The sequence below is a fragment of the Streptomyces sp. NPDC028289 genome (genome assembly GCF_055565975.1).
Genome location: NZ_JBVHTI010000001.1, coordinates 104215 through 122733 on the forward strand (window position 1 = coordinate 104215; position 18519 = coordinate 122733).

Here is an 18519-nt window from a genome sequence, read left to right on the forward strand (position 1 = left end):
AGTACGACGCGGACGAAGGTAGGAGGGCGGCTGTGTTTCGTCAATGCTTCTGACAAAGGTGGCCGGGGAGAGGGAGCCCGGACCATAGGCTCGCCTGCCATGACGGTTCTGATCAGCGTGTGGGGAGCGTCTCCCGGGGTGGGCAAGTCGACGCTGTGCGGCGGACTGGCCCGCCGGCTGGCCGACGCCGGACTGCGGGTGGACCATTTCCGTGAGGAGGAGGTCCTGACCAGGCCCCAGTTCGCGGCGGTGGCCGAGGCTTTCCGTACCACCGGCACCGTCGGCCCGGGGTTGCTGATCGCGGCGACCGCCGAGTTCGTCGACTCGGTCCTGGCGAGCGGCGTCGACGTGGTGATCGCCGACGCCCTGGTGCCGTTCGTGCCGACGCTGCTGGCCATGGGCCACGACGAGGAGACGATCGACGCGTTCCTGACCGACCTCACCAGGGTGCTCGCGCCCGTTTCCCCGGTCATGGTCTTTCTCGACGGGAACGCCGGGTCCGCCCTGTCCCGAGCCGCCGGGAGGGAGGGGGAGGGATGGTTGGACCGGTATGTCGGAAAGCTGGCCCGGTACGAGGTGCGCCCGCCGGTGACGGATGTCGCGTCAGCGGTGACGTACCTGGCGCGCGAGCGTGCGGTGACCCTCGCCGCGGTCGCCCGGAACGGGTGGAACGTCGTGGTGATCGAGCGCGCGGACGAGCTGCCTCCGGGCGAGGTGCTGAGCGCCGCGGAGCGGAGCCTGCGGCCATGGTGGGCGGAGCGGGGCGCGGCGGCCCGCGGAGAGTGACGCGGCTTCGGCCACGGCCGCCTCAGAACCCCCTCGCCTCCCCCTCCCGCGCCACACCGGTGGGCCGTCCCGATGCCGCCCCGGCCCGGGCCGCCGCCATCTCGCGGGTCAGGGCGGGGCCCACGTGGGTGATGAGGAGTTCGCGTACTCCGGCCTCCCGGGCGATCCGTCCCGCGTCTTCGGGGGTGAGGTGTATGCGTTCGCCTTCGCGATGCCGATCGAGGTCGGCCTCGCACAGGAAAACGTCCGCCCGAGTGGCCAGTTCGATCAGGGCGGCGCACGGGCCGCTGTCGCCGGAGTACGCCAGCACGCTCCCCTGGCACTCGGCGCGCAGCCCGTAGGCCTCCGTGTCGTGGGACACCGCCCGGGCGGCGAGCCGCAGGTTCCAGTGCTGGACGGCGTGGCCGTCGTACAGGGGCCGGAAGTCGAAGACTCCGCTCAGGAAGCCCGGGTCCGGCCGGCCGAAGAAGCCCGCCAGGCGCGCCGCGCACTCCTGCGGCGCGTAGACCGGGATCGGTGCGGCCGGGGTCAGGCCACCGAAGGCGTACGCGTACGCGGCGGCCAGCAGATCCGCGCTGTGATCCGCGTGCAGGTGCGAGAGCCAGATCGCCGTGAGCCGCGCCGGATCCGTGTGCCGCTGCAACTCCGCGAAGGTCCCGGTCCCCGCGTCCACCCATACCTCGGCGCCACCGCCCCGTACCAGGTACCCGGAGCAGGGGCGGCCGGGTCGGGGGTAGGGGGAGGCGGTGCCGAGGACGGTGAGGCTCAAGGGCATGGCGAGGAGAGTACGGATCCTGGTCCTCGCCCGCTCACCGTTTGCGTCCTTCTACGGCTTCCACCCCGGGTCCCGGCCGCTCAGCCCCACCGCCCGGTCCAGCAGCCGCGCGCCCTCCGGCACCGGCACGAGGGGGCCGAACGGGCCGCGGTCGCCCTCCGCCGCCATCCATAGGAAGCCGTAGGCCGCCTCCAGGGCCGCGGGATCGGGGACGTACTCCTGGCCGGTGGCCCGGGCCAGGTCCCAGCCGTGGACGACCAGTTCGTCGGCGACGACCGCGCCCGCCACCCCGCCCGGCAGGTCGATCCCGCCCGCGCGCGTCATGCCGTCCCACGCGGACGGGTCCCGCCAGGCCTCCGCCAGTGCGTCGAGCGCCTTGGGCAGTTCCTGCCGCCACTCCGGTACGAGCGCCGGCAGCGACGCGTCGGGGCGGTGGTCGGTGGTGGCCCCCAGATCCTTGCGGGCCGCGTCCCGGAAGGCCACGGACAGGCCCGCCACATGGCCCAGCAGGTGGCGGACGGCGTAGTCCGGACAGGGCGTCGGCACCGCCAGCTGCCCGTCCGTCACCCGCTCCGCGAGTTCCGCCACGATCCTCGTCTGCGGGGCGAGGTCGATCATGGTCGTACCAGTCATCGTGCTGCCTCCCGGTGCACCGGTTCGGTCGTCTGCTCCGTCTCCGTCAGGAGGTGGACCGCACGGCCTTCCGAAACTCATCGGTCCGCCACACCGACACCCCGCCCAGGAAGCACCACAGCGCGATCACCGGGTCGCAGATCGCACACCCGAACGACGAGTCGAGGAAGAACGGGATCAGCGGCGAACCCTTGATGTCGTGGACGATGTCCCACGTCGTGTGCATCAGCCAGCCGACGCCGATGAAGGTCCAGGAGTCCAGGCCGCGATAGGCGACACGAGTGGCCAGTGCGGTGAACGCGAACTCCCAGCCGCCCAGGCCGCCGCCGCTCAGGTACTGCGGCGCCCGCTCCGGCCACCATCACCGCGTTGAGGCGGCGCCGGTGCGGTTCGCGGACGAGGGACATGAGGAGGACGTAGACGAGGCCGATGAGGATCGGTGCGATGTAGCGCATGAGGCCGACGGTAGGGTCGCGGCCGCACCCGCCCCATGGGCATTGCCGACAGGTTCCGACGGATTTCCGCCGGGCGGGCCGCAGGGGGCCCGCGCTCTGTCCACCGACGTTTCGCCGCTTCGTTCCCGCCTCGCTCTCGCCCCGTTCCGGCGTCGTTCCAGCCTCGTTCCGGCGTCGTTCCGGCGTCCTTCTAAGGCACCTTCCCGATCCCCCCGCCCCCGCCTTAGGCCCACGATGACCAGGCATGACGACCACCACCTCCTGGGCCGTGGCCCGCCTGCTGCGTGATCGCAACGCCGCCCTGTACCTCACCGGTGTCGTGGTGTCCGGCTTCGGCACCTCCGCGCTCTGGCTCGTGTCCGGCGTCTGGGTCAAGGACCTCACCGGCTCCGACGGGCTCGCCGCCCTCTGCACCGCCGCCCTCTGGGCCCCCACCCTGCTCGGCCCCGTCCTCGGCGCCCTCGCCGACCGCGTCCGCCGCAAACCCCTGGTGGTCCGGACGAACCTCGCCCTCGCGCTTCTCCTGCTGCCCCTGTGGACGGTCTCCTCCCCCGCCTCCGTCTGGCTGCTCCTCGCCGTCCTCGTGCTCTACGGCGCGGCGGGCGTCATCGAGGACGCGGCGAGCTCCGCGCTGGTCGTCACCGCCGTCGACCCGGCTCTGCTCGGCGACTTCAACGGGCTGCGGATGACCGCCCGCGAGGGCATGAAGCTGGTCGCTCCGCTGACCGGCGCGGCCCTGTACACGGCGTACGGCGGGCCGGGCGTGGCGCTGCTGGACGCCGGCACCTTCGTGCTGGCGGCAGGGCTGTGCGCGCTGCTCCGGGTGCGGGACGAGCGACCCGGACGGGCGGCGCCCGGCAGCCGGCGCGGGCAGGCGGCCGAGGGGGTCCGGCTGCTCTGGGCGCATCCGGCCCTGCGGCCGCTGGTGTGCGCCGGCGGCGCCACGATGTGCCTCGCCTCGCTCGGCAGCAGCATGAACTACGCCGTCGTGGACGCCCTCGGGCACTCCCCCGCCTACACGGGGGTGATGTACGCCGTCCAGGGTGTCGGCTCGGTCGGCGCCGGGCTGGTCGCTGGGCCCGCGCTGCGGCGGCTCGGGGAGCGGCGGTTCGCGGCGTGCGGGATCGCGCTGACGGGGGTGGCGGTGGCCGGGCGGGTGGTGCCATGTGACATGGCACTCCTCGCGTGCAGTCTCGCCGGCGGTCTGGGCCTCCCCTGCGTGCTGATCGCCGCCTACACCGCCGTACAGCGCGAGGTCCCGGCCGCCGCGCTGGGGCGGGCGACCGCGACGGCCGACACGCTGATGTTCACACCGAACGTGGCCGGACTGGCCGCCGGGGCCGCCCTCGTCGAACTCGTGGACCACCGGCTGCTGTTGCCGGTCTTCGGCGGGGCGCTGCTCCTCACCGCCGGCTCACTGGCTCAGCGCAGCGCCTCCCGCACCGCCGCCAGGTCGCCGTCGGACGCCAACCCGGCGTGATACAGCCGTAGTTCGGTCGCGCCCAGCGCACGGGCGCGGTCCGCGTCGACCGCGAGGGTCCCGGGGCTGCCGCCCATCCCGGAGACCACCGTGAAGTTGGCGGCCAGGACCGTGTCCGCGCGCGCGTGTCCGGCGAAGGGCGCGAGCAGGGCCGTACCGCCCGCGCAGGGGACCACGACGCCGTCCGCCACGGAGAGGATCCAGGCCGGGTCCACGCCCGCGTTGGCCCCGCAGTGGTACGTCACCGGGTCGGCGTGCAGCAGCACCTGGAAGCCTTCGGAGGCCGCCGCCCGCACCGCGGCGACGGCCGTCTCCTGGAGCGTGCGGGCCTGTCCGTCGCGCCACGCGCGCGTGGCCGCCGCCACCGGTGCGCCGAGCAGCTTCTCCACCGTCGGCCAGCCGGCCTCGTCGCCCGTGCCCCGCCACAGCGGCTCCAGGGCCTCCCGTACGGCGGCGGCCAGCTCGTCGGCGTCCAGTCCCTGTTCGCCGTACCCGGCCCGGCACGTGGGGCAGAAGCACAGCGCCATCAGGTACTGGCCGGCGTCCCCGAGGCCGACCCCGGCGGTCTTGTCGTGGGCGTGCAGGTGCTGGAGGCCGTACCAGCCGAGGGACTCCAGTTCGGTGCCGGCCGCGCCCGGGCGTACGGCGGCCTCGGCGGCGAGGTCGGCCAGGTACGCGCGCGTGGCGGGCTGGGCGATGCAGGGGGCCCAGGGGTAGCGGTCGCCGTAGGCGTTGATGACGGAGGTGTCCGGATGCTCGGCGCCCAGGCGGGAGTTGTGGGCGAGGATCACCCAGGTGTGGACTTCGAGGCCGGCGCCGCGCAGGGCTTCGGCCGCCTCGCCGTGGGCGTCGCCGGGGGCCCAGTCGCCGGCCGGGTACGGGCGCAGTTCCCGGCCCGTCCAGCGATCGTCGGCCGGGTAGTAGACGGCCGCGTGTTCGGCGGTGACGATGCGGTGGCGGGGGTGGCGGGGGGTCAGGGCGCGGGTGGAGTGGTAGGCGGAGGCCAGGGTCACCTGGTCGACGCCGAGTGCGGCGATGCGGTCGGCGGCCGCGGGGTCCCCGTTGACGTCCCAGGGGTACACGAACGCCGACGTCTTCAGCCGCCCTGCCCGGCTCTCTCCGGGATGCGTCACGCGTTCCCCTCCAGCAGTGCGTACCCGCGTTCGATCAGCTGCGCGAGCTGCTTCACATGGTCCTCGGCCGGCTCGTGCAGCGGGGGGCGGACCTCGCCGACGTCCAGGCCGCGCAGCCGTACGCCCGCCTTGACCAGCGAGACGGCGTATCCCCGGCCCTGGGCGCGGAGTTCGACGAACGGGCGGTAGAAGCCGTCCAGCAGGCGCTCGGCCGTCGCCCGGTCCCCCTCGCGCAGGGCGGCGTGGAAGGCGAGGGCGATCTCGGGGACGAAGCAGAAGACGGCGGAGGAGTAGAGGTCGATGCCGATGGCCCGGTAGGCGAGCTGGGTCTGTTCGGCGGTGGGCAGGCCGTTGAAGTAGAGGAAGTCGCCGGGAACCTCGGTGCGGACGGCGCTGACGATGCGCTGCATGAGGTCCAGGTCGCCGAGGCCGTCCTTGAAGCCGATGACGCCCTCGGTGCGGGCGAGTTCGACGACCGTGGGCGGGGTGAACACGGCGTTGTCGCGCTGGTAGACGATCACGGGGAGCTCGGTGGCCGCCGCCACCTCGCGGTAGTGCCGGAGCAGGCCCTCCTGGCCGGCGACCACCAGGTAGGGCGGCATGGCGAGCAGGCCGTCGGCGCCCGCGGCCGCGGCGAGACGCGCGTAGCGTACGGCGAGTGCGGTGCCGTAGCCGGCGCCGGCCACCACCGGTACCCTCCCGCCGGCCGCTTCCACGGCCGCGCCCACGCAGGCCTCGAACTCCTCCGGGAGCAGCGCGTGGAACTCCCCGGTGCCGCAGCAGGCGAAGACGGCGGCGGCGCCGGCCTCGACGCCCCGGCGGACGTGCTCGCGGTAGGCGTCGAGGTCGAGGGAGCCGTCGGGGCCGTAGGCGGTGACGGGGAAGAAGAGCGGCCCGCGCGGGTCACGGAGCCGGGCGGCGAGAGGGGCTGGCGTCACGGGCGCTCCCTGTCGAGGCGGTCGACGCAGATCGTGCTGCTGATGCATGTCTCTGATCGGCGTCCATATTCATGAACGCGACCACGTTACGAGGCCGCCTTAGGGCCGGTCAAGGCGACAAACGACCAACAGTCGAGCGGATTGCCGCACTCCACGGCACACTTGACTCGGTACGCCATATCTCCCTAGCGTGTCCATGAATGTGAATGCCATACACGGACGCGACCGGCACCGATCCAAGGAGACCGTGGATGCCCACGCCCCGCACGCTACTGCTCACCGGTGCCGCCGGCGGACTCGGCACCCTGATGCGGTCCCTGCTCCCGGAGTACGGCTACGAGCTGCGCCTGTTCGACGTGCGTCCGGTCGAGGGCGAACCGGACGCGATCACCGCCGATCTCGGCGACAGGGACGCGCTGCGGGAGGCCGTACGAGGGGTGGACGCGGTCCTGCACCTCGCGGGGATCTCCCTGGAGGCGCCCTTCGAGAAGATCCTCCGCTCGAACATCGAGGGCACCTACAACCTGTACGAGGCCGCCCGCGAGGCCGGCGTGCCGCGCATCGTCTTCGCCTCCTCCAACCACGCCGTCGGCTTCACCCCGGCACCGACCGCGGGCGACCCGCTGATCCCGGTCGACACCCCGCGCCGCCCGGACACCTTCTACGGCCTGTCCAAGGCGTTCGGCGAAGACCTCGCCCAGCTGTACTGGGACAAGCACGGCCTGGAGACGGTCTCCGTCCGCATCGGCTCCTGCTTCGCGGAACCGGCCGACGTACGGATGCTCTCGGTGTGGATGAGCCCCGCCGACGGCGCCCGCCTCTTCCACGCGGCGCTGACCGCCGAGGAGGTCGGCCACACCGTCGTCTACGGCTCCTCCGCCAACACCCGGCTGTGGTGGGACCTGAGCACCGCGCGGACGCTCGGCTACGAGCCGCAGGACGACTCCGAGCAGTTCGCCGCGAAGCTGATCGCCGAGCACGGCGAACTGGACCCGGAGAAGCCCGCCCACACCCACCTCGGCGGCCGTTTCGTCGACGACCCGCCCGTCTGGCCGTACTGAGCAGCACGCCGGGCGGCGGAAAACGGTCACCCACGGCGGCGGGCGGGCACCGAACGGGCCCGCCCGCCGCCGTGTTCGGGCATCCGGGCCGCCCGCTCCCACCCCTCCCGCGGCAGCCGCGCAGGTCCGAGGCGGGCACTCCGCCCGGCAAACGGGCACACACGGGCAGTATCGGGCCCGCAACAGGCCTGGTCAGCCCCGCACACCCGCTGTAGAACTTGCTGCATGGCCCGAACGGGCAGCTCCACGCGGCCCCACGCGGCTCCGTGCGGTTCCACGAGGAAGTGGGTGACGGGATGAGCACGCAGACGGCGGAAGAACGCCAGCGCGAGATCGTGCGGGCCGCGCGTGCCACGGGCTCCGTCGACGTCACCGCGCTCGCCGACGCCCTGGGCGTGGCCAAGGAGACCATCCGGCGCGACCTGCGCGCCCTGGAGGACCACGGCCTGGTGCGCCGCACCCACGGGGGCGCGTATCCCGTCGAGAGCGCCGGCTTCGAGACCACGCTCGCCTTCCGGTCGACCAGCCATGTCCCGGAGAAGCGCCGGATCGCGTCGGCCGCCGCCGAGCTGCTGGGCGACGCCGAGACCGTCTTCGTCGACGAGGGCTTCACCCCCCAGCTCATCGCCGAGTCGCTGCCGACGGACCGGCCGCTGACCGTGGTCACGGCGTCGCTGCCGGTCGCGGGAGCGCTGGCCGAGACCGAGAACATGTCGGTCCTGCTGCTGGGGGGCCGGGTCCGGGCCGGCACGCTGGCGACCGTCGACCACTGGACGACGAAGATGCTCGCCGGTTTCGTTCTCGATCTCGCCTACATCGGTGCCAACGGCATCTCGCGCGAACACGGGCTGACCACCCCGGACCCCGCCGTCAGCGAGGTCAAGGCGCAGGCGGTACGGGCCGCCCGCCGGACGGTCTTCGCGGGCGTGCACACCAAGTTCGGAGCCGTCAGCTTCTGCCGCTTCGCCGAGATCGGCGCCCTGGAGGCGATCGTGACGAGCACCCTGCTCCCCACGGCCGAGGCCCACCGCTACTCCCTGCTGGGCCCGCAGGTCATCCGGGTCTGACCCACCACCGCCCCCTCCGAGGGCCTTCCACACCCACCACTGCCCCATATATCACGATTCCTCCAGGAGCGATCCATGCGAACCCCGAGCCGACGGAGGCCGCGAGTCACCCTCGCCATGGCCGCCGCAGGGACGCTGCTCGCCCCGCTGCTCTCCGGCTGCTGGGTCGGTGCGGGCGGGTCCGGTTCCGGCGGCGACTCGATCAACGTGCTGATGGTCAACAACCCCCAGATGACGGAACTCCAGAAGCTCGCCCCGCGCTTCACCAAGGAGACCGGCATCAAGGTCAACTTCACCGTCCTGCCCGAGAACGACGTCCGCGACAAGATCAGCCAGGACTTCGCCAACCAGGCCGGCCAGTACGACGTGGCCACCCTGTCCAACTACGAGATACCCGTCTACGCCCGCAACGGCTGGCTGCACGAGATGGACTCGTACGTCGCGAAGACCCCGGGCTTCGACCAGCAGGACATCCTGCAGCCGATGCGCGAGTCCCTGACCGCCGACGACGGCAAGCTCTACGGGGAGCCCTTCTACGGCGAGTCGTCGTTCCTGATGTACCGCAAGGACGTGTTCGCGGCGAAGGGCCTGACGATGCCCGCCCACCCCACCTGGCAGCAGGTCGCCGACCTCGCCGCCAAGGCGGACGGCGCGCAGTCCGGCATGCGCGGCATCTGCCTGCGCGGCCTGCCCGGCTGGGGCGAGATGATGGCACCGCTGACCACGGTCGTGAACACCTTCGGGGGCACCTGGTTCGACAAGGACTGGAAGGCCCGGCTGACCGGGTCGGGCTTCGAGAAGGCGACGAAGTTCTATGTCGACCTGGTCCGCGCACACGGCGAGTCCGGCGCCCCGCAGTCAGGCTTCGCCGAGTGCCTCAACAACATGACCCAGGGCAAGGTCGCCATGTGGTACGACGCCACCAGCGCGGCCGGCCTCCTGGAGGCGAACGGCTCCCCGGTCAAGGGCAAGCTCGGCTACGCTCCGGCGCCTGTCGAGCAGACCAAGTCCGCCGGCTGGCTCTACACCTGGGCCTGGGGCATCCAGAAGGCCTCCCGCAACCCGGACAAGGCCTGGAAGTTCGTCTCCTGGGCGTCGAGCAAGCAGTACGAGCAGCTGGTCGGCGAGACCAGCGGCTGGTCCGACGTCCCGGCGGGCAAGCGGGCGTCGACGTACACGAACCCCGATTACGTGAAGTCGGCCGCCGCCTTCCAGGAGATGACCAAGGAGGCCATCGAGGGCGCCCGCCCGAACGACCCCGGCGTTCAGCTGCGGCCCGCGCCCGGCATCCAGTTCGTCGACATCCCCGAGTTCACCGATCTCGGCACCAAGGTCTCCCAGGAGATCAGTTCGGCCATCGCCGGACGGCAGTCCGTCGACTCGGCCCTCGAGAAGTCCCAGCAGCTCGCCGAGAAGATCTCCAAGGAGTACGAGGGACGATGACCGCGACGACAGCCCCCTACGCAGCGACACCCGTGCGCGCCTCGCGGCCGCCCTCCGCCCGCCTGCGCGCCTGGGCCACCCGGGCCCCCCTGCTGCCCGCCCTGGTGTTCATGATCGTCGTGACCCAGCTGCCCTTCGTGGCCACGGTGGTCATCTCCTTCTTCGACTGGAACGCCCTCTACCCGAAGGCCCGTCACTTCGCCGGCGTCGACAACTACCGCCAGGTCCTGACCGACGCCGACCTGCGTCACTCGGTCTGGACGACCGTGCTGCTCACGGTGACCGTGGTCCTGGTCAGCCTGGTCCTCGGCCTCGCGCTGGCGCTGCTCCTGAACAACAGGTTCCGCGGCCGGGGCGTCGTCCGCACCCTGCTGATCGCCCCGTTCCTGGTGGTCCCGGTGGCCGCCGCCCTGCTCTGGAAGCACGTCCTCTACAACCCCGAGTACGGCCTGCTCAACGGCCTGTTGCACTACGTCGGCGGGCCGCAGCCCGACTGGATCTCGGGCACCCCGCTGCTGGCCGTGGAGGCCGCCCTGGTGTGGCAGTGGACGCCGTTCATGATGCTGATCCTGCTCGCCGGGCTGCAGAGCCGGGACCCCGAGCAGATCGAGGCCGCCCGCGTGGACGGCGCGAACGAATGGCAGATCTTCCGCCATCTGACGCTCCCGCACCTGCGCCGCTACCTCGAACTCGGTGCCCTGCTCGGCTGCATCTACATCGTCCAGAACTTCGACGCCGTCTTCACGATCACCTCCGGCGGCCTGGGCACCGCCAACCTCCCCTACACCGTGTACCAGAGCTTCTACCAGGCCCACGAGAACGGCCTCGCCTCGGCCGCCGGCGTCCTGGTGGTCATCGGCTCGATCATCATCGCGACCTTCGCCCTGCGCGTGGTGTCGTCCCTGTTCCGCGAGGAGGTGTCCCGCGCATGAGCACCATCGCCCCACGTATCCGGCAGCACCGGGGCCTCGGCATCGGCCTGGTGGCCTGGCTGGTCGGCATCGTCTTCTTCTTCCCCATCGCCTGGATGGCGCTGACGTCCTTCCACTCCGAGGCGGACGCGGCGACCAACCCGCCCTCCTTCGGCGCCGCCCTCACCCTGGACGGCTACCGCGAGTTCTTCGGCGCGGGCGGCGGCGCGAGCCCCTGGCCGGCGCTGGTCAACTCGGCGGTCGCCTCGATCGTCTCCACCCTCCTCGTCCTCGTCCTGGCCTTCCCGGCGGCGTACGCGCTGTCGATCCGGCGGGTGAAGAAGTGGACGGACGTCCTGTTCTTCTTCCTGTCCACGAAGATGCTGCCGGTCGTCGCCGGCCTGCTGCCGATCTACCTGTTCGCGAAGAACACCGGGATGCTGGACAACATCTGGTTCCTGGTCATCCTCTACACCTCCATGAACCTGCCGATCGCGGTGTGGATGATGCAGTCCTTCCTCGCCGAGGTCCCGGTCGCGGTGATCGAGGCGGCGCAGATCGACGGCGCCCGCCTGCCGACGATCCTCGCGCGCGTGGTCGCCCCGATCGCCCTGCCCGGCATCGCCGCGACCTCCCTGATCTGCTTCATCTTCAGCTGGAACGAACTTCTCTTCGCCCGGGTCCTGACGGGCGTCGTCGCCGAGACCGCCCCCGTCTTCCTGACCGGCTTCATCACCAGCCAGGGCCTGTTCCTGGCGAAGGTGTGCGCCGCGTCGCTCGTCGTCTCCCTGCCGGTGCTCGCCGCGGGGTTCGCCGCCCAGGACAAGCTGGTCCAGGGCCTGTCGTTGGGAGCCGTGAAATGAAGGCCGCCGTCATCGAGTCCGTGGGCCGTGCCGTCGTCACCGAGGTCCCCGACCCGACACCCGGCCCCCGCGAGGTCGTGGTGGAAGTCGCCGCGTGCGGGCTGTGCGGGACCGATCTGCACATCCTCCAGGGCGAGTTCGCGCCCAAGCTGCCGATCGTGCCGGGCCACGAGTTCGCCGGCGAGGTGGTCGGCGTCGGCTCCCAGGTGACCGAGGTGGCGATCGGCGACCGGGTCGCGGTCGACCCGTCCCTGTACTGCTACGAGTGCCGCTACTGCCGGGACGGCCACAACAACCTCTGCGAGCGGTGGGCCGCGATCGGCGTGACGGTACCCGGCGGCGCCGCGCAGTACGCCGTCGCCCCCGTCGCCAACTGCGTCAAGCTCCCCGAGCACGTCCGCACCCAGGACGCGGCCCTGGTAGAACCACTGTCGTGCGCGGTGCGCGGCTACGACGTCCTGAAGTCGAGGCTGGGCGCGCAGGTGCTCATCTACGGCTCGGGGACCATGGGCCTGATGATGCTGGAGCTGGCCAAGCGGACCGGCGCGGCGAGTGTCGACGTGGTCGACCTGAACCCGGCCCGCCTGGAGACCGCCCGGCGGCTGGGCGTCTCGGCGACCGCCGCGAACGCGGACGAACTGGACCGGCCGCGGGGCTGGGAGGTGGTGATCGACGCGACCGGGAACGCGGCGGCGATCCAGGACGGCCTGGGCCGGGTCGCCAAGGCCGGCACGTTCCTCCAGTTCGGCGTCGCCGACTACGCGACCCGGGTGACGATCGACCCGTACCGCATCTACAACCAGGAGATCACCATCACCGGCTCCATGGCCGTCCTGCACAGCTACGAGCGCGCGGCGGAGCTGTTCGCGAACGGGGTCCTGGATCCGGAGGTCTTCATCAGCGACCGGCTGCCACTCGACAGCTACCCGCAGGCGCTGGAGCAGTTCGCGTCGGGCGTGGGGCGGAAGATCGTGGTGGTGCCGTAGAAGAGTTGTGGTGCCGTGGAAGTTTAAGGGAACGGTAAAGCCAGGTCGTTCGTTCACCCGGCATGACAGCTATGACCCCTGGCTCGAACATCCCTCTTCCGGTCTCCCGGGTGGCGGTGGACGTCGCCGCCCCCGTGCGGCTCGACGTGTCGGGCCTGCTGCTCACGGGCGACGGCAAGGTGCGCTCCGACGACGACTTCATCTTCTACAACCAGCCGGCGGGCGCGGGCGTGACCTACCACTCGGGCGGTGGCACGGCACCCGACGCGATCATCGTCGACACCGCGTCGGTCCCGCCGGGCATCGAGAAGATCGTGGTCACGGCCAGCCCGGACGCGGCGGGCCAGACCTTCCAGGGCATCGAGCCTACGGCGACGATCCGCGATGCGGACGGCGGCTCGGTGCTGGCCACCTTCACGCCTCCGCAGCTCGGCACGGAGACGGCCCTGGTGGTCGTGGAGATCTACCTGCGGAACGGCGCGTGGAAGGCCCGCGCGGTCGGCCAGGGGTACGCCAACGGGCTGGCCGGCATCGCCACCGACTTCGGCGTGACGGTGGAGGAACCGGCCCCGGCCGCCCCCCAGCCGACGGCGCCCCAGCCGACGGCGCCCCAGCCGACGGCGCCCACGGTGGTGGCCCCGCCCGCCGCTCCCCCGGCCCCGTCCGCTCCGCCCGCCCCCGCCCCGGGCACCGGGAAGATCAACCTCGACAAGGGCCGGGTCAGCCTCCAGAAGAACCAGACCGTGTCCCTGGTCAAGGGCGGCCGCCCGCTGCTCTCCCAGGTCATGATGGGGCTGGGCTGGGAGCCGGCGTTCCGGGGCAAGGACATCGACCTGGACGCGTCGGTCATCGCGTACGGCCCGCAGCGCGACCATGTCGACAGCTGCTACTTCGGCAAGCTGTCCATCCTGGGCGGCGCGATCAAGCACTCGGGCGACAACCTCACCGGTGAGGGAGGCGGCGACGACGAGGTGATCGCGGTGGACCTCGGCCGGATCCCCCCGGAGGTCACCGGCCTGGTCTTCACCGTCAACTCCTTCTCCGGCCAGAAGTTCACGGAGGTCGCCAAGGCCTACTGCCGTCTGCTGGACGCCGCGACCGGCGAGGAGCTGGTCCGCTTCGACCTCACCAACGCCGAGGCGCAGACGGGCGTGATGATGGCGAAGCTGGTCCGGCAGTTCTCCGGCGAGTGGGACATGACCGCGATGGGCTCGTTCGTGAAGGCGCGGACGGTACGGAACATGGTGAAGCCGGGGGCGGAGGCGCTCTGACCCGAGTCCGGCGACGGGTGTGCGGCTGTGGGCGCTACGGCCGCAACCCCTCCGTGAGCAGTGACAGATAGCGCCGGATCTCCTTGCCCTGCCCGTTGGCCAGTTCCGAGGCCGTGGCCAGCCCGTGCGCGAGGCGCAGGAGTTCGATCGGCTCGATGTCCGGGCGCAGGGTGCCCTCTTCCTTCGCCGCGTCCACCAGGCGGGTCGCCGCGCCGCGGACCGTGACGCCGCAGGCCGTGACCGTGGCGGAGCTGCCGTCCGTGACGGCCGAGCCCAGCAGCGTCTTCAGGCCGCGCACCTGGATGGTGGCCAGGCACAGTTCGTTCAGCCACTCGGTCAGTGCCGCGCTCGGCGCAAGCTCCGCGGCGAACTCGTCGGCCTTCGCGGCCAGCCCCTCCAGCCGGTCCACGAACGCGGCCTCCAGCAGCGCCTGCCGGGTCGGGAAGTGCCGGTAGAGCGTGCCGGAGCCGACGCCCGCCCGTTTGGCGATGTCGTCCAGCGACGCGTTCTCCCCATGCTCGGCGAAGGCCTCGACGGCGACCTTCAGCAGCCGCTCGTAGTTGCGGCGGGCATCCGCGCGCATGGGCCTGACCTGCGTCATCCAGTTACTCCTTGCGAACCGGGGACTCTCTCCGTATCTTATCGAACACTAAACGGAGACAGTCCCCGCTTATCGCGTGTGCTCGACGTGCTCCGGGCAGTCCGCCTGCCCGTACCTGCCCATGCCCCGTGCCGGGGACGCACAGACCGGGAGAACCTCATGTCCGCCCCGTCCAGCCCGTCCGCCCCGTCCACCGCAGCCGACGCCCCGCCGGACTCCGCGCACCCCGCCAGGCTCGGCACCGCCCTCCTCGTCATCGTCACCGCCTACATGATGGTCGGCGTCGACTCCACCGTCGTCAACGTCGCGCTGCCCGACATCCAGCGGGGCCTGGGGTTCAGCCGCACCGGCCTGTCCTGGGTGCTCAACGCCTACACCCTCGCCTTCGGCGGCCTGTTGCTGCTCGGCGGGCGCGTCGGCGACATCGCCGGCCGCCGTCGTACGCTCGGCGCCGGAGCGCTGCTGTTCGCGCTCTCCTCGCTGCTCGGCGGGGTCGCCGCGGAGGGCGGCTGGCTGCTCACGGCACGGGCGCTGCAGGGCGTGGGCGCCGCGCTGATCGCGCCCAGCACCCTGGCCCTGATCACCACCAACTTCCCCCCGGGCCCGCGCCGTCATCACGCCCTGAGCGTCTACTCCTCCGTGGCCGGCATCGGCGGCTCCGTCGGCCTGGTCCTGGGCGGCATGCTCACCTCGTGGGCCTCCTGGCGCTGGGCCCTGCTGATCAACGTGCCCATCGGCATCGCCCTGTTCGCGGCCCTGCCCCGGTTCGTCGCCGAGACCCCGCGGCACGCCGGCCGCTTCGACCTCGCGGGCGCGGTGACCGGTACGGCCGGGATGACCTCCCTGGTGTACGCGTTCATCCGGGTCTCCGAGGACGGCTGGACCGACATCAGGGCCCTGCTCGGCTTCAGCTGCGCCGCTGCGCTGCTGTCGGGCTTCGCCCTGATCGAGTCCCGGACCGGCCAGCCGATCATGCCGCTGCGGCTGTTCGCCGACCGGGACCGGGCGGGTGGCTACCTCACCCTCATGCTGCTGCCCGCGGGCATGTTCGGCGCCTTCTACTTCCTCACCCTCATCTGCCAGCAGGTCCTGGAGTACAGCCCGTTGCGCGCCGGGCTCGCGTTCCTGCCCATGACCCTGGCCATGTTCACGATGGTGCGCCTGCTGCCGAAGCTGCTGGCCCGCTTCGGGACCAAGCCGGTGCTGCTGACCGGCATCGCCCTGCTCGTCGCCGCCGGCGGCTGGCTGTGGCGGCTGCGGCCCGGCGACGGCTACGCCACCGGGCTGCTCGGTCCGCTGCTGCTGCTCGGCGTGGGCGTCGGCCTGAGCTTCATGCCGCTCAACGCGACGATCCTCGCCCGTATCGGGCCGCGGGAGGCGGGTGCCGCGTCCGGTCTGCTGCAGACCTTGCAGTGGCTGGGCGGCACCCTCGGACTCGCGGTCCTGGTCACGGTGTACGGCACGGCGACCCGGCACGCCACCGGCACTCCGGCCGACATCCTCACCCACGGCGCGTCCCGCGCCTTCGGCATCGGGTCGCTGGTCGCGGTGGCCGCGTGGCTGGTGGCGGGGTTCGTGATCACGAGCCCGCGGCGGCGACACGCATAGACCTGCATCTTCGTCACCGCGTGGTCAGGTCCCGCCCGGGTGATCCTTCTCAGCCTGGGCGAGCCGAGCCGACGCAGGGGCCCGCATTCCGCTGCTCGGACGCCCAGAGCCGCCACCCGCTCGCCGTGCGGTGACCCGCGCGCCCCTAGCCGCCAGGGCCGTCGGCGTTGTCCGCGACGACCGAATGATCTGCGTCAACCGCACGGGCCGCGAGGCGCTCGAGCGAGGCCGCTGTCCGTTCCGCGGCGGTCGTGTCACCGACCGAGCTGAACAGCCGGTACGCCTCGATGAGTTGGGCGCGGGCCCGGGCCGGGTCACCGCAGTGCTCCAGGGCGGTGGCGAGGCCGGTGAGGGCACGGGCCTTGAAGCGGTCCGTGCCGCCGTGGGTGGCCGGGGCGATGACGGTCCGATACGCCTCCACCGCATCGGACCAGCGCCGAAGGGCCAGCAGGTCACGGGCTATCTCATGCCGCAGGATCGCCTGCGCGAACTCCTGGAAACCGGGCACGTCCCCCGCGTCCGTCCCGAGCAGGCCCTGATGGACGGCCAACGCCTCCTCCGCGCGGCCGGATTCCCGCAGGGCGCTGCCCAGCAGCCGGCGGGAAACCGCCAGCCCGGCCCCATCACCGGTCGCCTCGAAGAGCCGTACGGCGTCCCCGGCCGCCCGTGCCGCCTCCGCGGGCCGGTCCAGGTACATGGCGGCACCGGCGATGTAGACCCAGGCCCAGGCCTGCTGGCCGGTGTCACCGGCCTGGGTCGCCGACTCCAGCGCACGGCGCGCGTGTTCCTCGGCCTGCTCGTACGGTCCGCCGCGCACCGAGTACGTCCAGGCGAGGCAGTTGAGCTGGTGGGCCTCGGCCGCCCGGTCGCCGAGCGCGGCGGCGGCGCGGACGCCGTAGGTGAACACGGTGCGCCACTCGGGCCAGGCGTCCCAGCGGTCGGAGAACCAGTACAACGTCCGCGCCGCGTGCAGGATCTCCGTGTACCGCTCCGCTTCACACATGAGCCGCAACGCGCCCACCCAGTGGGCGCGTTCGGTGCTGAGCCACTCCTCCGCCTCCTCGGCTGACACGGGTGCGAAGGCGGGGACGGCTCCCGGCCACGACTCGGGCGCGCCGGGTGCCTCGAACCAGCGGCCCGCCGCCGAGGCCGACCGCAGCAGCCAGTCCGCCATGCGCAGGGCGGCTGCTTCGGCCGACAACGGCGGCTCCTCGTCCTGGAGTCGCTCACGCGCGAAGAGTCGTACGAGATCGTGCAACGCGTAGCGGCCCGGCGTGGTCTCCTCCAGCAGGCCCCGCTCGACCAGCAGGTCGAGGGCGTCCTGAACCGCGATCGGGTCGTCGTCGCCGGTGAGTACGGCAGCGAGGCGGGGGCCGGTGTCATGGCCCGGGAGCAGGGTGAGCCGGCGCAGCAGCAGCCTGCGGGGAGCGGTGAGCTGGCGGTAGGACAGGGCGAGCGCGCCGCGTACGGCCAGGTCGCCCGCGACCAGGGTGCCCAGCCGCCGTTCCTCGTCTGCGAGTTGCTCCGCCAGCCGGGCAGGAGTCCAGGCGGGGCGGCTGGAGAGGCGGTTGCCGACGATCCGCAGGGCCAGCGGGAGATGCCCGCACAGTTCCGCCAGCCGGCCGATCGCCTCCGACTGGCCGTCGGTGCGCGGCGTGCCGAGGATCCGTTCCAGCAGTGTCACCGACTCCCTGCCGCTGAGAGCGCCGAGCCGGATGCGCCGTACGCCCTCCAGCCCCGTCAGCGGGCGTCGGCTGGTGACGAGTACGAAACCGCCCTCCGCGTCCGGCAGCAGCGGCCTGGCCTGTGCCTCGTCGGCCGCGTCGTCCAGGACGACCAGCACCCGCCGGGTGCTGAGCGTGGCCCGGTAGACGGCCTCGCGCGCCACCGGGTCCACCGGGATCCGGTCGGGCGGATGCCCGAGCCCCGTCAGCAGCAGGACCAGTGCCTCGGCGGCGGACAGCGGTGTGTCGCTCATGCCGTGCAGTTGCACACTGACAGAGCCATCCGGAAAGAGCTCTCCCAGCCGCCGCGCGGCCTGCGCGGCGAGGGTCGTCTTGCCCTGTCCGCCCGGCCCGAAGAGGACCACCGCGCGGGCGCCGGCGCCTCGGGCGAGCGCCTCCAGATCGGCCAGTTCCTGCTCCCGTCCGGTGAAGTCCGGGACTGTGCGCAGGAGATACGGCGGCGCGGCCGGACCGCCCCGTTCCCGGCCGGCCTCGGCCAGCCGCTGCAACCGCTGCGACTGCTCGCGGTCCAGCTTCAGGGCGGCGGCGAGCGCGTCGACGGTGCGGCGCTGGGGCCCACGGCTGCGGCCGCGTTCCATGTCGCCCAGCGCCCGGACGCTGACGCCGGACGCCTGCGACAACTCCTCCAGGGTCAGCCGCGCCGCCCGGCGCAGGGAACGCAGCATCGCACCGAAGGCGGTGGCGCCGTGGGACATATCGGATGGGGAAAGTCTGGTCATCACGACAATTAGAACAAGCGCTCTCTACTTCCGCCTGCAGTTCT

At 72.2% G+C, this 18519-nt stretch carries 16 protein-coding genes and 1 pseudogene; 10 read left to right on the forward strand and 7 right to left on the reverse strand.

The window, feature by feature from the left end; translation table 11 throughout:
- Positions 1 to 99: 99 nt before the first annotated feature.
- A complete protein-coding gene (locus tag ACZ4UV_RS00505; protein WP_451022118.1) occupies positions 100 to 786 on the forward strand; it encodes a hypothetical protein in 687 nt (228 codons plus the stop codon).
- A gap of 22 nt (positions 787 to 808) precedes the next feature.
- Here the strand turns inward: ACZ4UV_RS00505 and ACZ4UV_RS00510 are convergent, their stop codons facing one another.
- The 3 genes and pseudogenes from ACZ4UV_RS00510 to ACZ4UV_RS00520 all read right to left on the reverse strand — a co-directional run bounded on the left by ACZ4UV_RS00510 (position 809) and on the right by ACZ4UV_RS00520 (position 2649).
- Positions 809 to 1561, reverse strand: coding sequence for an MBL fold metallo-hydrolase (locus tag ACZ4UV_RS00510; protein WP_451022119.1), 753 nt, complete (start codon positions 1559 to 1561; stop codon positions 809 to 811).
- A gap of 51 nt (positions 1562 to 1612) precedes the next feature.
- Complete coding sequence (locus tag ACZ4UV_RS00515) at positions 1613 to 2194, reverse strand: TIGR03086 family metal-binding protein (RefSeq protein WP_451022120.1); 582 nt, start codon at positions 2192 to 2194, stop codon at positions 1613 to 1615.
- A 46-nt stretch (positions 2195 to 2240) separates the two neighbouring features.
- A pseudogene (locus tag ACZ4UV_RS00520) lies at positions 2241 to 2649 on the reverse strand (DUF6010 family protein).
- Positions 2650 to 2893: 244 nt separating this feature from the next.
- Between ACZ4UV_RS00520 and ACZ4UV_RS00525 the strand changes: the two are divergent.
- On the forward strand, positions 2894 to 4129 hold the full coding sequence (locus tag ACZ4UV_RS00525; RefSeq protein WP_467835052.1) for an MFS transporter: 1236 nt from the start codon (positions 2894 to 2896) through the stop codon (positions 4127 to 4129).
- On the opposite strand, the gene ACZ4UV_RS00530 is transcribed toward ACZ4UV_RS00525, so the two are convergent.
- Both ACZ4UV_RS00530 and ACZ4UV_RS00535 read right to left on the reverse strand, forming a co-directional pair.
- Positions 4072 to 5229, reverse strand: coding sequence for a hypothetical protein (locus ACZ4UV_RS00530; RefSeq protein ID WP_451022122.1), 1158 nt, complete (start codon positions 5227 to 5229; stop codon positions 4072 to 4074). The two genes, ACZ4UV_RS00525 and ACZ4UV_RS00530, sit on opposite strands and share 58 nt — an antisense overlap.
- Positions 5230 to 5258: 29 nt before the next feature.
- The gene (locus ACZ4UV_RS00535) at positions 5259 to 6200 is read right to left on the reverse strand and encodes a 5-dehydro-4-deoxyglucarate dehydratase (protein WP_390038423.1); all 942 of its coding nucleotides are present in this window, start codon (positions 6198 to 6200) and stop codon (positions 5259 to 5261) included.
- Between the two features lie 251 nt (positions 6201 to 6451).
- Between ACZ4UV_RS00535 and ACZ4UV_RS00540 the strand changes: the two genes are divergently transcribed.
- The 7 genes from ACZ4UV_RS00540 to ACZ4UV_RS00570 all read left to right on the forward strand — a co-directional run bounded on the left by ACZ4UV_RS00540 (position 6452) and on the right by ACZ4UV_RS00570 (position 13802).
- Positions 6452 to 7261, forward strand: a complete 810-nt coding sequence (locus ACZ4UV_RS00540) for an NAD-dependent epimerase/dehydratase family protein (protein ID WP_467835055.1) — start codon at positions 6452 to 6454, stop codon at positions 7259 to 7261.
- A gap of 296 nt (positions 7262 to 7557) precedes the next feature.
- On the forward strand, positions 7558 to 8328 hold the full coding sequence (locus tag ACZ4UV_RS00545; protein WP_390038419.1) for a DeoR/GlpR family DNA-binding transcription regulator: 771 nt from the start codon (positions 7558 to 7560) through the stop codon (positions 8326 to 8328).
- A 75-nt stretch (positions 8329 to 8403) separates the two neighbouring features.
- Positions 8404 to 9771, forward strand: a complete 1368-nt coding sequence (locus ACZ4UV_RS00550; protein WP_467835060.1) for an ABC transporter substrate-binding protein — start codon at positions 8404 to 8406, stop codon at positions 9769 to 9771.
- Positions 9768 to 10703, forward strand: coding sequence for a carbohydrate ABC transporter permease (locus ACZ4UV_RS00555; protein ID WP_451016336.1), 936 nt, complete (start codon positions 9768 to 9770; stop codon positions 10701 to 10703). Before ACZ4UV_RS00550 ends, ACZ4UV_RS00555 begins: the two co-directional genes overlap by 4 nt.
- Positions 10700 to 11545 carry a carbohydrate ABC transporter permease gene (locus tag ACZ4UV_RS00560; RefSeq protein WP_451016335.1) on the forward strand — a complete coding sequence of 282 codons (846 nt, stop codon included), beginning with the start codon at positions 10700 to 10702 and terminating at the stop codon, positions 11543 to 11545. Before ACZ4UV_RS00555 ends, ACZ4UV_RS00560 begins: the two co-directional genes overlap by 4 nt.
- Complete coding sequence (locus ACZ4UV_RS00565) at positions 11542 to 12531, forward strand: zinc-dependent alcohol dehydrogenase family protein (RefSeq protein WP_451016334.1); 990 nt, start codon at positions 11542 to 11544, stop codon at positions 12529 to 12531. Before ACZ4UV_RS00560 ends, ACZ4UV_RS00565 begins: the two co-directional genes overlap by 4 nt.
- 71 nt (positions 12532 to 12602) lie before the next feature.
- Positions 12603 to 13802: a TerD family protein gene (locus ACZ4UV_RS00570; RefSeq protein WP_467836439.1), complete on the forward strand. Its 1200-nt coding sequence runs from the start codon at positions 12603 to 12605 to the stop codon at positions 13800 to 13802.
- 34 nt (positions 13803 to 13836) lie between these two features.
- Here ACZ4UV_RS00570 and ACZ4UV_RS00575 read toward each other — a convergent pair whose 3' ends face one another.
- Complete coding sequence (locus ACZ4UV_RS00575; RefSeq protein WP_390038407.1) at positions 13837 to 14403, reverse strand: TetR/AcrR family transcriptional regulator; 567 nt, start codon at positions 14401 to 14403, stop codon at positions 13837 to 13839.
- 159 nt (positions 14404 to 14562) lie between these two features.
- On the opposite strand from ACZ4UV_RS00575, the gene ACZ4UV_RS00580 reads away from it, so the two are divergent.
- Positions 14563 to 16011, forward strand: a complete 1449-nt coding sequence (locus ACZ4UV_RS00580; RefSeq protein ID WP_451016332.1) for an MFS transporter — start codon at positions 14563 to 14565, stop codon at positions 16009 to 16011.
- Positions 16012 to 16156: 145 nt separating this feature from the next.
- On the opposite strand, the gene ACZ4UV_RS00585 is transcribed toward ACZ4UV_RS00580, so the two are convergent.
- On the reverse strand, positions 16157 to 18475 hold the full coding sequence (locus ACZ4UV_RS00585) for a helix-turn-helix domain-containing protein (RefSeq protein WP_467835064.1): 2319 nt from the start codon (positions 18473 to 18475) through the stop codon (positions 16157 to 16159).
- Positions 18476 to 18519: the final 44 nt, after the last annotated feature.